The sequence below is a fragment of the Dellaglioa sp. CoH-56-MRSF-12 genome, assembly GCF_056782075.1.
The window spans coordinates 116,546-131,687 of the sequence record NZ_JBXAYD010000004.1 but is presented as its reverse complement, the minus strand read 5'-3'; the positions used below and the strand labels follow the sequence as shown (position 1 = coordinate 131,687).

Here is a 15,142-nt window from a genome sequence, read left to right as displayed (position 1 = left end):
CTTTTCATATAGGAGGTGTCATTTATTTATGCAAAACTTAATGCTTGCACCAATCAAGTTTTATCAAAAATTTATTTCACCGATGTTTCCACCTAGTTGCCGGTACTATCCAACATGTTCAAACTATATGATTAAGGCAATTCAAAAACACGGTGCAAAAGGTATTATTATGGGTATCGGTAGGATTTTACGATGCCATCCTTTTGTCAGAGGCGGATACGATCCCGTACCTGATTACTTTACCGTACGAAGAAATAAGAACCCTAAAGGAGAAGAAAAGCATGTCTAAAAAAGAAAAAGAGATTGAAGTAGCAGAAAATGATATTAAAATTAATGGTGAGGATGCAGTTTCATTAACCGTTGGCGGTATTGAAATTGGTACAGTCATTCAACAAGATACAAAATTTGTTGCAACATTAAGTAACGGTGAGATATTCAAAGCTAAAACTCGTGATGAAGGTATTGATACTTTATTGCGCGATTTTCACTTACATCGCGGTTAATTAGTCAATTATTAAATTTTAGCCTATTCAAAAATTTAACGAAATAAGTGACATAGTGTGGAGGGGAATTCTATGAGTAGTAGAAAAGATGAGGTCGATAGTGAGTCAAGAATTGATTATGGTATTATTTTTGCCGTTTTAGTCTTGGCAATTATTGGGCTTGCCTCAATTTACGTATCAGCATCCCATGATACTAGTGCGACCTCAATTGTTAGCCAAATGGTTTCACAGTTAATGTGGTACGCTATTGGTGTCATTGCAATTGTCGTTATTATGCAATTTGACTCAGAACAATTATGGCGAGTCGCACCGATAGGGTATTTTATTGGCCTGTTTTTATTGATGATTGTTTTAGTCGTATATAGTCGACCTTTATATATAAACACAGGTGCTAAAAGTTGGATACCATTAGTTGGTTCGTTAACGTTCCAACCATCAGAAGTTATGAAGCCAGCATTTATATTAATGTTGGCGCGTGTGGTTACGATACATAACAATGATTATCCAACTCATAAAATTGGGACAGATATTATTTTATTAGCCAAAATGATAGCATGGACGTTACCAGTAGTTATTTTATTAAAACTGCAAAATGATTTTGGAACAATGCTCGTTTTCTTTGCTATTTTAGGTGGTGTCATTTTAGTTTCAGGTATCACTTGGAAGATTATTGGACCGGCATTTGGAACGGTGGCTGTTGTAGGTGGAACGGCATTATATATGGTTATTTCAACAACTGGTCGATCAATTCTAGAAAAAGTTGGCTTTTCTGCCTACCAATTTGACCGAATTGATAACTGGTTAGATCCATCAAAAGATACATCCGGAACAGGATATCAATTATGGCAAAGTATGAAAGCCATTGGATCAGGACAAATGACTGGTAAGGGATTTAACGTGTCAAATGTTTATGTTCCCGTCCGTGAATCTGATATGATTTTTTCTGTTATCGGCGAAAACTTTGGGTTTATTGGTGGTTGTATTTTAATCTTTATTTATTTCTTACTCATTTATCGAATGGTTCGTGCAACCTTTGATACGAAGAATGAATTTTATGCTTACTTATCTACTGGGGTCATTATGATGATTTTATTCCATGTTTTTGAAAACATTGGGATGAGTATTGGGTTACTACCTTTAACAGGTATTCCATTACCATTTGTCAGTCAAGGTGGGTCTGCTTTAGTAGGAAATATGATTGGAATTGGCTTAATTATGTCAATGCGATACCATCATAAGAGTTACATGTTCAGTAGCGAAGACGAAGATTTTGATAAAAAGATAAGGCAGTGATTCTATTATGGAATCACTGTTTTTTAAAACTAGGAGGTTTTGATGATGATTGATTTTTATTGGTATCCTAAATGTTCAACTTGTAGAAAAGCAAAACAATGGTTAGACGAAAATGAGGTTGAATACCATATAATAGATCTTATCCAAGAAACACCAAAGGCGAGTCTAATCGAAAAATGGTTGAATGAGTCTGGTCTTCCAGCAATATCTTTTTTTAATACACAAGGAAATAAGTATCGTGAATTAAATCTAAAAGATAAACGACCAACGATGACAATTCAGCAATCAAGTCAAATTTTAGCATCAGATGGGATGTTAATGAAACGTCCGGTATTAACTGATGGAACAAAATTAACGACCGGATTCAGTGAAGATGTTTTTACAGAGACATGGTTAAATAAATAAAACTGTTGACATTAAATTTTAATCTAGCTATAATCAACTACAATAAGAAATACAGATAAGACGTTTTGAAAAGATGAGTAAATTTTAGTAATTAGTTAAGAGAATCCTGGTAGCTGAAAAGGGATCAAAATTACGGAATTGAATATGGTCTTGGAACGTTTGGTAGATGAGCAATGTTAATCTACCTTGGGTACGCCCAATACAGCGGAAAGGTATCGGTTATATTAAAACCCGTACCTGATGAGATTGTTATCGTGAGGTAACAATAAAACAAGGTGGTAACACGTGAAGTTTATAACTTCTCGTCCTTCCGTTTATTAAACGGGGGATGGGAGGTTATTTTTTTGCAGAAAAATTAGGAGGTATTAACATGATTGAGTTTAAAAATGTATCAAAAGAGTTTATCACGAAAAGTGGTAAGGTTAGCGCTGTTTCTGATGTGAATCTTTCGGTGGAAGATGGTAGCATCTTAGGTATTGTAGGATATTCAGGTGCTGGTAAAAGTACATTAATTAGAATGCTGAATGGATTAGAGACACCAACTTCGGGTGAAGTTGACGTTAATGGCGCTAAAATCGCATCTTTATCGGGTAGAACATTGAGAAAGCAACGTCAAAAAATTGGCATGATTTTTCAACATTTTAATTTACTCTGGTCACGAACGGTTGTGGAAAACATCATGTTTCCACTTGAACTTGCTGGAATAAGTAAAACTGAGCGGTTGTCCAAAGCTGAAGAATTAACAACATTAGTTGGGTTAAAAGGTAAAGAAAATGCATATCCTTCTGAGTTATCTGGTGGACAAAAGCAACGAGTTGGGATTGCTAGGGCTTTAGCGAATGATCCTGAAATTTTGATTTGTGATGAAGCAACAAGTGCGCTAGATCCACAAACAACAGATGAAATATTAGATTTATTACTTCAAATTAATCATAAATTGAAATTAACAATTGTATTAATCACTCATGAAATGCATGTGGTTCGTAAGATATGTGATCACGTTGCTGTAATGGAATCTGGAAAATTAGTGGAGAGTGGACTTGTCTTAGACGTCTTTAAGCGTCCGAAACAAGACGTCACAAAACGATTCGTTAATCAGGAGGTCACACCAGCTCTACATGATACTGAACTTGCTGTAAATGAATTAATTGAAGCTTATCCACAAGGGTTGATTGTTCAATTAACCTTTCACAGTACGCAGACGCAAATGCCAATTATCTCTGAAATGTTAAGACAAATTCCAGAAGTTGATTTTAATATCGTTGAGGGTTCCATTCATCAAACTCAAGGTGGCCCAATTGGAACATTATATATTCAATTAACTGGTCCAAAAATAAGTTTAGATCAAACCGTTCCATTCTTGCAAAAAATGAAAGTAGAAACGGAGGTATTGCATTATGGGGACTAATACTTGGGCGTCATATTTTAACTTTAATGCTGTTAACTGGGATGAATTCTGGTCAAATACTTGGGAAACAATCAGTATGACATTAATATCTACAATAGCCGTTACAATTTTGGGTATTATCTTAGGTCTTATTTTATTTGAAACAAAACAAAAAACGACCGGTAAAATAAGTATCTGGGTAAAAATAATTAATTGGATTGTTTCAGCCATGGTTAACATTTTTCGTTCAATTCCGTTTATTATTTTAATTGTCTTATTATTGCCTTTTACTAAGGCTTTAGTTGGTTCTATTATTGGACCGATTGCAGCATTGCCAGCTCTAATCCTCTCGGCGGCTCCATTTTATGCACGAATGGTGGAACTTGCTTTTCGTGAGATTGATTATGGTGTGATTGAAGCAGCTGAAGCAATGGGTGCTAACAAGGCACAAATCATTTGGAAAGTACTATTACGAGAAAGTTTACCAGCTCTTATTTCAGGGGCGACAGTTACTGGAATTACAATTATTGGGTACACGGCAATGGCTGGTACGATTGGTGCCGGTGGGCTAGGAAATTGGGCTTTCATTGAAGGTTATGGTGCTAATAATAATACTGTTACACTAGTTGCAACGGTCACAATCATCATTATTGTTGCCATTTTTCAACTTATTGGTGATCATTCAGCTAAATTAATCGATAAACGAAATAATTAAGGGGTAACCTCATGAGAATAAACAAAAAGTTCATTTTTTCATTTCTATTTTTGACTCTTTTATTAGCTGGATGCGGGAAACAATCAAATGGAATGACTACTTTGACAATTGGTGCTAGTAATATGCCCCATGCAGAAATTCTAGATCATGTAAAACCAATGTTGGCAAAAGAAGGTATCGATTTAAAAGTTAAAGTTTTTCAGGATTATGTGATGCCTAATAAAGCGACTGAATCTGGTGATTTAGATGCTAATTATTTTCAACATAAACCATTTTTAGATAATTGGGACAAACAGAATAATGGTGATTTAATAAGTGTTGGAAATGTTCATCTTGAACCAATCGGTGTCTATTCTAAACAAGTTAAAAAGTTAACTGATTTGAAGAAAGGAAGTACGGTTTTAGTATCTAACAGTATTTCAGATTATGGTCGTGTTTTAACTATTTTTAAAGATGCTGGATTAATAACCCTGAAAAAAGGGACAGACGTGGCAACTGCAAATTTTGCTGATATCAAAACAAATAAATTAAATTTAGTTTTTAAGCATACGTATGAGCCAAAATTGATGTCTGATTTATATGAAAATAATGAAGGCTCAGCCATCATTATTAATGCAAATTATGCGGTTGAAGCTGGATTAAATCCAACGAAACAAGCTATTGCATTAGAACGTAGTACATCATCATATGCGAATTTAGTTGCTGTCGCACCAAAAAATAAAGATAATCCTGCGATTAAAAAGTTAGTTAAAGCACTACAATCTAAAAAGACACGCGAATGGATTTTGAATAAGTATAAAGGTGCCGTTATTCCTGCAAAATAAAGAGAATTGAATTAGTCGACATGACTAATTCAATTCTCTTTATTTTGCAATTTTATTAATTAGCCATTTGAAAATAGCTAAATCTGATGGTTCTCTTATATAAGACATTTCGGGATGCCATTGAACACCTAAAATGAGACCGTCATTACTACTGATACCTTCAATTAGGCCATCTGAACTTGTCGCAATGGCCGTTAATGAATCACCTAAACGGTTAATGGCTTGGTGATGGTACGTATTGACACGAAGCGTTGAACCATAAGTATCTGATAAATAATTATTTGCTTTAATCGATACAGAATGTGTGGCGTATTCTGGTAATGTTGGATCTTGTAAATGCTTAACTTGCCAATTTGAATAGTCACTTAAATCTTGATAGAGTGTTCCACCAAAAAAGACGTTAAGTATTTGTAGTCCACGGCAAATACCAAGTATTGGTATTTTTCGAGAAATAGCTTCCTTGATTAAAGCGAGCTCCATTTCGTCACGTGGGGGATTTAATTCTTCTAATTTTGGATGAGGTTCTTGGCCGTATAAGATTGGTGAAACATCTTGACCACCTGCTAATAGTAAACCATCTACCAAATCAAGATAACTAGATGCGTTTGCTAAATCAGTAGGAATGATTAGTGGTAAACCGCCAACTTCAATAATGGCATCAATATAGCCTTGAGGTGTATAAGTAATTTCGTTAATGTGCATGCCTGTAATTGGATTTCGATTAGGATTTCCAACAATACCGATAATAGGTTTCATAAATGAACCTCCTCAAAATTTACTTTTTATTAGTTTAACTTAATTAAATAAAGATTGCGAGTCTCGAGGCTCCATTGAAATGGATAATTTATTAAGATAGAATGGAATATATTAATGAATCGGAGGAATGCTAAAATGTCGACACTTGAGGTTAAAAATTTACATGTAGAAATTGAAGATAAAGAAATTTTAAAAGGTGTTAATTTAAAAATGTCGACTGGAGAAGTACACGCAATCATGGGTCCAAATGGAACAGGTAAATCAACTTTATCTGAGGCCATTATGGGGAATCCTGCGTATAAAGTGACAGAAGGCGAAGTATTGCTGAATGGTGTAAACATTTTAGAACTACCTGTTGATGAGCGAGCTCGAGCAGGATTATTTTTAGCAATGCAATATCCTTCAGAAATTCCTGGTGTAACAAATGCTGAATTTATGCGTGCAGCAATCAACGCACGTCGACCGGAAGATAAACAAATCCCAATTCGAGAATATTTAAAGAAATTAGATAAAACGATGACAACTTTAGATATGACTGAGGAAATGGCTGATCGTTATTTAAATGAAGGTTTTTCAGGTGGCGAAAAGAAACGTAATGAAATTTTACAACTGATGATGATTGAACCAAAATTTGCTATTTTAGATGAAATTGATTCAGGTCTAGACATTGATGCATTGAAAGTTGTTTCGAGAGGCGTAAATGAAATGTTGAAAAATGCGGAATTTGGAACACTTATGATTACGCATTACCAACGTTTGCTGAACTATATTGTGCCTGATGTGGTGCACGTTATGATGGATGGACGGGTTGTTAAAACGGGTGGCGCCGAACTTGCAGAAAAACTGGAAGAAGAAGGCTATGCTGGTTTGCGTGATGAATTAGGGCTAGACATTACTTTAACAGACGAGAACCTTTAGTGGAGGGCCGGAAAATGATTGATTTGAAGCTCTTAGAACAAAGTATAATTGATTTTTCAAATTTAAAACAAGAACCTGAGTGGTTTCAACAATTAAGAAGAGATGCCTTTGTAAAAAAAACATTACTAGCGCTTCCTTCATTTGAAAAAATTAGATACCAAAAATGGCCCATTATACCTGAAACACTGGTTAAAGAATCAGGGGAATTTGTTTCAAAAAAATCGGATGAAAATACGTTTATTCAAGTTGGATCTCGAACGATTAGTTTAAATATATCTGAGGAATTAAAAGAAAATCATGTTATTATTTGCGACTGGTCAACCGCGTTAGTGGAACATGCAGATTTAATTAAGAAATATTTTATGACTAAGGCAGTTAAATGGGATAGTGATTTGTTGACCGCAACGCATTTAGCACAATTAACCGGTGGTTTGTTTATTTATGTACCTAAAAATGTTGTATTAGACAACCCAATTACAACTTATTTAACGCAGGATGCACGGGACAATCAGGACTATGTACAGCATGTTTTAATTGTCGCAGCAGAAAATAGTCAGTTTTCATATCTAGAAAATCGTTCAACAGTCGGTGATCAGATCACAACCGCAAATATTATTGTGGAAGTGATTGCTAAAGCTAACAGTCATGTTAAATTTGCTGGAGTTGATCAATTAGGGGAACATACAACAGCATATATTAACCGTCGGGGTTATTTATTAGGCAATGCAAAAATAGATTGGTCAATTGGATTACTTAATAATGGCAATATAATTGGCGATTTCGATTCTGATTTAATTGGTGCAGGTTCTCACGCAGATGTTAAAGTTGTTGCGATTTCAACAGGAAATCAGATTCAAGGGATTGATACACGGGTGACGAATTATGGTAAACATTCAATTGGTCAAATTCTGCAACACGGTGTAATTTTATCGCGTTCTACATTAATATTTAATGGAATTGGCCATATTATTAAAGGTGCAAAGGGTGCGAATGCTCAACAAGAAAGCCGTGTGCTAATGTTATCCACAAAAGCACGTGGAGACGCTAATCCTATTTTATTAATTGATGAAAATGATGTTCAAGCTGGACATGCAGCTAGTGTTGGACGCGTGAATCAGGAACAATTGTACTATCTGATGAGTCGTGGATTACACAAAGAAGAAGCAGAAAGACTTGTTATTCGTGGATTCTTAGGACCTGTTTTAACGGCAATTCCGGCAGTTGATGTTCGTGAACGATTAATCGAAACAATAGAGGGGAAACTCATTAATGGTCAAAAATTTGAAAAAGTATCGCAATGATTTTCCTATTTTAAAGCAAATTGTGAATGATGAACCGTTAATTTATTTTGACAATGCTGCAACTGTTCAGAAACCACAAGCAGTTATTAATGCCATTTCACATTATTATGAAAATGATAATGCCAATGTACATCGTGGTGTGCATACTTTAGCCGAGCGTACAACACAGCAATTTGAAGATGTACGACAAGCTGTTGCTGATTTTATTCATGCAAAATATTCAGCTGAAATCTTATTTACAAAAGGGACAACCGAAAGTTTAAACTGGGTTGCTCAGGGTTTTGCACAGAATCGATTGAAACCAGGGGATGAGATTTTAATATCTATTATGGAACACCATAGTAACCTTGTTCCTTGGCAACAAGTCGCACAAGCAACTGGTGCTAAATTAGTTTACATCGACATAACAGATGATGGACAATTAGACATTAATGATGCGAAATTAAAAATGACAGCTAAAACTAAAATTGTATCGCTAACTCAAATTTCAAATGTTTTGGGGAGTATAAACCCCATCAAAGAATTAACGGACATGGCACATACAGTCGGTGCGGTTGTTATTTGTGATGGGGCGCAATCAATACCTTATATGCCGATTAATGTTCAGGAGTTAGATGTTGATTTTTTTGCTTTTTCAGGTCATAAAATGGGGGCTGCAACTGGTATTGGCGTTTTATATGGAAAAAGTAATTATTTGAACGAGATGCAGCCACTAGAATTTGGTGGTGAGATGATTGATTTTGTTGAAGAGCAACAATCAACCTTTAAAGATATTCCTTGGAAATTTGAAGCGGGGACACCTAATATTGAAGGGGTCATTTCATTAGGTGCTACTATTCACTATTTAAATGAAGTTGGAATGGTTAATATACAAGCACATGAACAGATGCTCATCACTGATTTATTACCTAAATTAAAAGCCATTTCTGGCATTACTGTCTATGGGCCAACTGAAAGTAAAAAACGATCAGGCGTTATTTCATTTAATTTGGAGGGACTACATCCGCATGACGTTGCGACAGCTCTTGATATGCAAGGAATTGCGGTTCGCGCGGGTCATCATTGTGCACAGCCATTAATGAAGTGCATGGGTGTATCGTCAACTGTTCGTATTAGTTTATATTTTTACAATACTTTAGAAGAAAATCAAAAATTTATTGACGCGTTAATCGCTACAAAGGAGTTCTTTAAAAATGGGACTATCTAAATTAGATAATTTATATCGCCAAGTTATTTTGGAACATGCCACACATCCGCATCATCATGGCTCACTAGTAAAGGGTCAGAAATCAATTGAACTCAGAAATCCAACCTGTGGGGATGTTTTAAAAGTTGAACTTATCATGAGTGACAACAAGGTTCAAGATGTTGCCTTTTCTGGGACGGGTTGTACGATTAGCCAGGCATCTGCAAGTATGATGACTGATGAAATTATTGGTAAAGCAAAAAATGAAATAGAAGAAATGGTGACAACATTTTCAAGAATGGTAACAGGTGAAACGATTGATGAAAATCTTTTAGGTGATGCTGCTATTTTAGAAGGTGTCGCTCAGTTTCCAGCTCGGATTAAGTGTGCCACATTAGCTTGGAAGGCAGTTTATCAAGCTATTAATTTAGAAAATTAGAGAGGAGGTAAGATATGAAAGAACTAGATGTTGGTGGTGAGTATGAATATGGCTTTAAAGATGATATTGAGCCTGTTTATTCAACTGGGCGTGGCTTAACCGAAGCGATTGTTCGAGAAATTTCGGCAGCAAAAAATGAACCAGAGTGGATGTTGGATTATCGACTTCGTGCCTTTGCCTTATATGAAAAGATGCCAATGCCAAGTTTTGGTCCTGATTTGTCTAAGTTAGATTTAGCTAATATGCGCTATTTTCAACGTGCTAGTGATAATGTTGCTAGAGACTGGGAAGATGTCCCAGATAAGATTAAAGAAACCTTTGACCGACTTGGTGTTCCAGAAGCTGAACGTAAATACTTAGCTGGCTCTTCTGCACAATATGAATCAGAAGTTGTTTACCATCATATGCGTGAAGATTTTGAAAAATTAGGAATTATTTTTATGAGTACAGATGCTGCCGTCCAAGAATATCCTGAATTGGTTAAACAGTATTTTGGCAAATTGGTTCCTGCCTCTAATAATAAATTTTCAGCTTTAAATTCGGCTGTTTGGTCTGGTGGTACTTTTATCTATGTACCTAAAGGTGTGAAGACCGAGGTGCCTATTCAAAGTTATTTCAGAATTAATGCGGAGAATACAGGACAATTTGAACGAACATTAATCATTGTTGATGAAGGCGCAAGTGTTAATTACGTTGAAGGTTGTACAGCACCTAATTATTCGGCAGACAGTTTGCATGCGGCAGTCGTTGAAGTGAACGTCATGAAAGATGCCTATTGTCGGTATACAACGATTCAAAATTGGTCAGATAATGTGTATAGCTTAGAGACAAAACGTGCTAGAGCCTTAGAAAATGCGACGATGGAGTGGGTTGATGGTAACCTTGGATCAAAAGTTACAATGAAATATCCAAGTATTTATTTAGATGGTCAAGGCGCACATGGCACAATGTTGTCGATTGCGTTTGCTGGTGGGAATATCGTTCAAGATACTGGGGCAAAAATGATTCACAATGCTAAAAATACGACTTCTTCGATTGTTTCTAAATCGTTATGTAAAGATGGTGGACGAGTTGATTATCGAGGTTATTTAAAATTTGGTAGACATAGTGATGGTTCGTTTGCACATGTCGAATGCGATACAATCATCATGGATGATAAATCAGCGAGTGATACGATTCCATTTAATGAAATTTTAAATGGCAATGTTTCTATGGAACATGAAGCTAAAGTTTCTAAAATTTCTGAAGAACAATTATATTACTTAATGAGTCGCGGAATTTCTGAAGCAAAAGCAACAGAGATGATTGTAATGGGATTTGTTGAACCGTTCACCAAAGAATTACCGATGGAATACGCTGTTGAATTGAATCGTCTGATTGAGTATCAGATGGAAGGCAGTGTGGGGTAAAATAGTTTAGAATGATGTTACTTTTCCTAAAAAGTAAATAAGGGGATAATAATTAAATGATATATGCACTGGAAATAAAAGGCTTAAAAAAAGAATATGCAACGGGTGTTAAAGCGTTACGTGGTATTGATCTGGCTGTAGAAGAAGGGGATTTTTATGCACTTTTAGGGCCTAATGGTGCGGGAAAATCAACGACAATTGGTATTATTACATCTCTTGTGAATAAAACAGCGGGAACAGTGAAGGTTTTTGATTACGATATTGATACCAATTTGGTACAAGCCAAACAACAAATTGGACTTGTCCCACAGGAATTTAACTTTAATCCTTTTGAAACGGTTCAACAAATTGTTGTTAATCAGGCTGGTTACTATGGTGTTCCTCATAAAGAAGCAATGGAGCGCAGTGAAAAATATTTAAAACAGTCAGATTTATGGGAAAAACGTAATGTACGTGCACGAATGCTTTCTGGTGGGATGAAACGAAGATTGATGATTGCCAGGGCATTAATGCATGAACCTCGGTTGCTCATTTTAGACGAACCAACTGCGGGTGTAGATATTGAGTTGAGACGTGAAATGTGGTCTTTTTTAAAGGAATTGAATGAGAATGGCACAACGATTATCTTGACGACTCATTATTTAGAAGAAGCAGAAACACTTTGTCGTCATATCGGTATTATTCAATCAGGTGAGTTGATTGAAAATACGAGCATGAAAACTTTATTATCAAAATTACAATTTGAAACGTTTATTTTCGATTTAGATGTGTATGATAAAAAGCCAGAAATTATAGGGTATAAAAATTCCTTTGAAGACGCGCAAACAATTTCTATCGAAGTTGAACGAAATCAAGGTGTTAATGGGATCTTTAAACAATTTGATGAACAAGGGATAAAAGTTCTTTCTATGCGAAATAAATCGAATCGATTAGAAGAGTTATTCTTGAAAATTACGGAAGAAAAGCACCAAGTGGGGGAGAAACATGTTTAATCAATATTTTACTGCATTAAAAAGTCTCGCAATAAAAGAAACTAATCGTTATTTGAGAATTTGGGTACAGACATTAGTACCACCAGTGATTACAACATCATTGTATTTTATTATATTTGGTAAAATGATTGGTGGCCGAATTGGTGCAATGGGTGGATTTTCATATATGGAATTCATTGTACCAGGGTTAATTATGATGTCGGTGATCACTAGTTCGTATGCTAATGTATCTTCGTCATTTTTTTCTCAGAAATTTCAGAAAAATATTGAAGAATTACTAGTTGCACCAGTACCAACGCATATTATTATATGGGGATTTGTTATTGGAGGACTTGGAAGAAGTGTTTTAGTTGGGGCACTTGTCACTATTATTTCATTATTTTTTGTACCTCTTCATGTTTTTTCGTGGGTCATTATTATTATCACACTTTTGATGACAGCCATTTTATTTTCATTAGCAGGATTAATTAATGGTATTTTTGCACAGTCATTTGATGATGTGTCAATTGTACCTACGTTTGTTTTACAGCCATTAACTTATCTTGGTGGTGTTTTCTATTCTATTTCAATGTTACCACCAGTTTGGCAGGCCATCTCTAAGATTAATCCAATTGTTTATATGATTTCAGGATTTAGATATGGTTTTTTAGGTAAGACTGATGTATCACTTGCTTTATCAATGATAATTCTTATTCTGTTTATTGGTGTTCTTTACTGGATTTGTTGGTATCTTATTAATAAAGGTAGAGGTTTGAGAAGTTAGGATAGCCAATGTAATAATCCTTCTTTCTTATTAATCATTCTGTGACGGTTGATCAATAATGAATCTGGATAGCACCAAAAACAAAAGTCTTATGGCTTTTGTTTTTTTGTTAGGGTACGAAAAATGGTACCAAAGATAGATATCGTAGACTCTTTAAAAGATAGATATAAGGTATATTTTGAAAAAATGTCTGTTTTTCAAGTAAATTATTATTAAAACACTAGAATAACGTTTATACTAGCTACATATAAAACTAAAAAGGAGATAAATAATGACTATAAATAAACAATTAATTAAAGATGATTTATACGAAGCAGTAAATGGTGAATGGTTAAAAACTGCCAAAATTCCTGATGATAAACCTGCGACGGGTGGTTTTAATGATTTAGCTGATGAAATTGATAAAACTTTGATGGCTGATTTTGAAAAAATGTCAGCTGATTCTAGTGTTAAAGCACCATTAATGCAAGAATTTTTAAACTATTATGCCTTAGCAGCTGATTTTGATCGACGTGAATCAGAAGGAACCTTACCATTGAAAAAAGTTTTAGCACCTTTAGAAAATTTAACAAGTTTAGCTGATTTCGATACTAAATGGGCAGATTTTGTTCGTGCGGGTTATCCAACACCACTTGGGTTTGATGTTGATGCTGATATGAAAAATGCTAAAATTAATGCTTTATTTGTGGCAGCTCCGAGTTTGGTTTTACCAGATAAAACGTATTATGAACGAGATAATTCACAAGCTGAAGGTTTACTTAAAGCATTTAGGGCGATGATGACTAAGTTATTAGTTGCTTTAGATTATAGTGAAGAAAATGCAAATCATGTTATTACAGAGGCACTAACTTTTGATCGTAACTTAGTGCCAAATGTCAAGAGTGCTGAAGAATCAGCTGATTATAGTAAAGCGTACAACCCACAAAGTTTCACAGAATTTAGTTCACAAAGTAGTAATTTAGATTTAAAATCAATTGTTAAAAATCTTTTAAATGGGAATGAACCAGAAAAAATAATTGTGACTGAACCTAAATTTTTATCATCTATTGATGAACTCGTGAATACAACTCATTTTACAGAATTTAAAAGTTGGTTAATTGTTAAAACAGTAGGGAGTCTTAGTTCATATTTATCAGATGACTTACGTGTTATTGCTGGTGAATACGGGCGTGCATTATCTGGAAGCAAGGCACCGAAAAAACAACAAAAGTTTGCTTATTATCTAGCCATGGGAACCTATAGTGGGGTTGTGGGCGAATATTATGGATATAAATACTTTGGTGAAGATGCTAAAGCAGACGTTCAACAGATGGTTGAAAAGATGATTAATGTTTATCAAAATAGATTGGCTACTAATAATTGGTTAACAAGTACTACACGTGATAAGGCAATTTTAAAATTAAGTAAATTAGGTATTCAAGTTGGGTATCCAGATAAAATTAACCCGCTTTATCAAAAAATGCACGTTAATATGGAAAAAACATTGCTAGAGAATGCAATGGCCTTTGATAAATTAGCCACTGAAGATATGTTTAGTAAGTGGGATAAACCTGTCGATCGTGATCTTTGGGAGATGAGTGCAGCAACAGTTAATGCTTATTATCATCCCTTTAAAAATATCATTGTCTTTCCAGCGGCTATTTTACAAGCACCATTTTATAGTTTAGAGCAGAGTAGTAGTGCTAACTATGGTGGTATTGGAGCAGTTATTGCGCACGAGATTTCACATGCTTTTGATAATAATGGTGCGCTATTTGATGAGTATGGTAATTTGAATAATTGGTGGAGTGAAGCCGATTTGACCCATTTTAAAGAATTATCACAACAAATGATTACTGAATTTGACGGAACTGAATTCGCAGGCCAAAAAGTTAATGGGACTTTAACAGTTTCTGAAAATATTGCTGATGCTGGTGGGCTTAGTTGTGCACTTGAAGCGGCTAAATCTGAAGACGATACTGATTTTGAAGCATTTTTCATTAATTGGGCACAAGTATGGCGAATGAAGGCTTCAACACAGTATATGCAATTGTTATTATCAATTGATGTTCATGCCCCTGCTAAGTTGCGTGCTAATATTCAAGTTCAAAATTTAGCAGAATTTTATGATGCCTTTGATATTGTTGCAAGTGATGCAATGTATAAAGCAGTCGATGAACGCGTTAATATTTGGTAAATGATTAATTAAGACAAATTAAAAGGACATTATCAAAATGATAATGTCCTTTTTGCTGCGATTGTTTATCCGTAA

At 34.9% G+C, this 15,142-nt stretch carries 16 protein-coding genes; 15 read left to right on the top strand and 1 reads right to left on the bottom strand.

Features of this window, described 5'->3' with window-relative positions; genetic code table 11:
* Positions 1 to 28 precede the first annotated feature (28 nt).
* From yidD to AC1RPY_RS05745, 7 genes are all read left to right on the top strand, one after another.
* Entirely contained in the window at positions 29 to 289 is a 261-nt protein-coding gene (yidD, locus tag AC1RPY_RS05775; RefSeq protein ID WP_409022313.1) for a membrane protein insertion efficiency factor YidD, read from the top strand.
* Positions 282 to 503: a DUF2969 domain-containing protein gene (locus tag AC1RPY_RS05770; RefSeq protein WP_409022314.1), complete on the top strand. Its 222-nt coding sequence runs from the start codon at positions 282 to 284 to the stop codon at positions 501 to 503. Before yidD ends, AC1RPY_RS05770 begins: the two co-directional genes overlap by 8 nt.
* Positions 504 to 575: 72 nt before the next feature.
* Complete coding sequence (locus AC1RPY_RS05765; protein WP_481761642.1) at positions 576 to 1,796, top strand: FtsW/RodA/SpoVE family cell cycle protein; 1,221 nt, start codon at positions 576 to 578, stop codon at positions 1,794 to 1,796.
* Between the two features lie 45 nt (positions 1,797 to 1,841).
* Positions 1,842 to 2,201, top strand: coding sequence for an arsenate reductase family protein (locus AC1RPY_RS05760; protein WP_481761721.1), 360 nt, complete (start codon positions 1,842 to 1,844; stop codon positions 2,199 to 2,201).
* 370 nt (positions 2,202 to 2,571) lie between these two features.
* Entirely contained in the window at positions 2,572 to 3,609 is a 1,038-nt protein-coding gene (locus AC1RPY_RS05755) for a methionine ABC transporter ATP-binding protein (protein ID WP_481761643.1), read from the top strand.
* Entirely contained in the window at positions 3,599 to 4,303 is a 705-nt protein-coding gene (locus AC1RPY_RS05750; protein WP_409022317.1) for a methionine ABC transporter permease, read from the top strand. Before AC1RPY_RS05755 ends, AC1RPY_RS05750 begins: the two co-directional genes overlap by 11 nt.
* 17 nt (positions 4,304 to 4,320) lie before the next feature.
* On the top strand, positions 4,321 to 5,127 hold the full coding sequence (locus tag AC1RPY_RS05745) for a MetQ/NlpA family ABC transporter substrate-binding protein (RefSeq protein WP_481761722.1): 807 nt from the start codon (positions 4,321 to 4,323) through the stop codon (positions 5,125 to 5,127).
* Positions 5,128 to 5,166: 39 nt separating this feature from the next.
* Here AC1RPY_RS05745 and AC1RPY_RS05740 read toward each other — a convergent pair whose 3' ends face one another.
* Entirely contained in the window at positions 5,167 to 5,883 is a 717-nt protein-coding gene (locus AC1RPY_RS05740; RefSeq protein ID WP_481761644.1) for a gamma-glutamyl-gamma-aminobutyrate hydrolase family protein, read from the bottom strand.
* A gap of 135 nt (positions 5,884 to 6,018) precedes the next feature.
* On the opposite strand from AC1RPY_RS05740, the gene sufC reads away from it, so the two are divergent.
* The 8 genes from sufC (at position 6,019) to AC1RPY_RS05700 (ending at position 15,067) form a co-directional block, all read left to right on the top strand.
* Positions 6,019 to 6,801 carry a Fe-S cluster assembly ATPase SufC gene (gene sufC, locus AC1RPY_RS05735; protein ID WP_481761645.1) on the top strand — a complete coding sequence of 261 codons (783 nt, stop codon included), beginning with the start codon at positions 6,019 to 6,021 and terminating at the stop codon, positions 6,799 to 6,801.
* A gap of 14 nt (positions 6,802 to 6,815) precedes the next feature.
* Positions 6,816 to 8,102: a Fe-S cluster assembly protein SufD gene (gene sufD, locus AC1RPY_RS05730; protein WP_481761646.1), complete on the top strand. Its 1,287-nt coding sequence runs from the start codon at positions 6,816 to 6,818 to the stop codon at positions 8,100 to 8,102.
* Positions 8,071 to 9,309 (top strand): aminotransferase class V-fold PLP-dependent enzyme, encoded by a 1,239-nt coding sequence (locus tag AC1RPY_RS05725; RefSeq protein WP_481761647.1) that lies wholly within the window; start codon positions 8,071 to 8,073, stop codon positions 9,307 to 9,309. Before sufD ends, AC1RPY_RS05725 begins: the two co-directional genes overlap by 32 nt.
* Positions 9,296 to 9,727: a Fe-S cluster assembly sulfur transfer protein SufU gene (gene sufU / locus AC1RPY_RS05720; protein WP_481761648.1), complete on the top strand. Its 432-nt coding sequence runs from the start codon at positions 9,296 to 9,298 to the stop codon at positions 9,725 to 9,727. The genes AC1RPY_RS05725 and sufU overlap by 14 nt, the downstream gene beginning before the upstream one ends.
* A gap of 14 nt (positions 9,728 to 9,741) precedes the next feature.
* A complete protein-coding gene (sufB, locus tag AC1RPY_RS05715) occupies positions 9,742 to 11,136 on the top strand; it encodes a Fe-S cluster assembly protein SufB (RefSeq protein WP_481761649.1) in 1,395 nt (464 codons plus the stop codon).
* Between the two features lie 56 nt (positions 11,137 to 11,192).
* Entirely contained in the window at positions 11,193 to 12,128 is a 936-nt protein-coding gene (locus AC1RPY_RS05710) for an ABC transporter ATP-binding protein (protein WP_481761650.1), read from the top strand.
* Entirely contained in the window at positions 12,121 to 12,891 is a 771-nt protein-coding gene (locus AC1RPY_RS05705; protein ID WP_481761651.1) for an ABC transporter permease, read from the top strand. The genes AC1RPY_RS05710 and AC1RPY_RS05705 overlap by 8 nt, the downstream gene beginning before the upstream one ends.
* Positions 12,892 to 13,162: 271 nt before the next feature.
* Complete coding sequence (locus AC1RPY_RS05700) at positions 13,163 to 15,067, top strand: M13 family metallopeptidase (RefSeq protein ID WP_481761652.1); 1,905 nt, start codon at positions 13,163 to 13,165, stop codon at positions 15,065 to 15,067.
* Positions 15,068 to 15,142: the final 75 nt, after the last annotated feature.

What these genes read in the sequence shown, in the direction of transcription:
- yidD (WP_409022313.1), top strand. Translation starts at nt 29, where the DNA reads ATGCAAAACTTAATGCTTGCACCAATCAAGTTTTATCAAAAATTTATT.
- AC1RPY_RS05770 (WP_409022314.1), top strand. Translation starts at nt 282, where the DNA reads ATGTCTAAAAAAGAAAAAGAGATTGAAGTAGCAGAAAATGATATTAAA.
- AC1RPY_RS05765 (WP_481761642.1), top strand. Translation starts at nt 576, where the DNA reads ATGAGTAGTAGAAAAGATGAGGTCGATAGTGAGTCAAGAATTGATTAT.
- AC1RPY_RS05760 (WP_481761721.1), top strand. Translation starts at nt 1,842, where the DNA reads ATGATTGATTTTTATTGGTATCCTAAATGTTCAACTTGTAGAAAAGCA.
- AC1RPY_RS05755 (WP_481761643.1), top strand. Translation starts at nt 2,572, where the DNA reads ATGATTGAGTTTAAAAATGTATCAAAAGAGTTTATCACGAAAAGTGGT.
- AC1RPY_RS05750 (WP_409022317.1), top strand. Translation starts at nt 3,599, where the DNA reads ATGGGGACTAATACTTGGGCGTCATATTTTAACTTTAATGCTGTTAAC.
- AC1RPY_RS05740 (WP_481761644.1), bottom strand. Translation starts at nt 5,883, where the DNA reads ATGAAACCTATTATCGGTATTGTTGGAAATCCTAATCGAAATCCAATT.
- sufC (WP_481761645.1), top strand. Translation starts at nt 6,019, where the DNA reads ATGTCGACACTTGAGGTTAAAAATTTACATGTAGAAATTGAAGATAAA.
- sufD (WP_481761646.1), top strand. Translation starts at nt 6,816, where the DNA reads ATGATTGATTTGAAGCTCTTAGAACAAAGTATAATTGATTTTTCAAAT.
- AC1RPY_RS05725 (WP_481761647.1), top strand. Translation starts at nt 8,071, where the DNA reads ATGGTCAAAAATTTGAAAAAGTATCGCAATGATTTTCCTATTTTAAAG.
- sufU (WP_481761648.1), top strand. Translation starts at nt 9,296, where the DNA reads ATGGGACTATCTAAATTAGATAATTTATATCGCCAAGTTATTTTGGAA.
- sufB (WP_481761649.1), top strand. Translation starts at nt 9,742, where the DNA reads ATGAAAGAACTAGATGTTGGTGGTGAGTATGAATATGGCTTTAAAGAT.
- AC1RPY_RS05710 (WP_481761650.1), top strand. Translation starts at nt 11,193, where the DNA reads ATGATATATGCACTGGAAATAAAAGGCTTAAAAAAAGAATATGCAACG.
- AC1RPY_RS05705 (WP_481761651.1), top strand. Translation starts at nt 12,121, where the DNA reads ATGTTTAATCAATATTTTACTGCATTAAAAAGTCTCGCAATAAAAGAA.
- AC1RPY_RS05700 (WP_481761652.1), top strand. Translation starts at nt 13,163, where the DNA reads ATGACTATAAATAAACAATTAATTAAAGATGATTTATACGAAGCAGTA.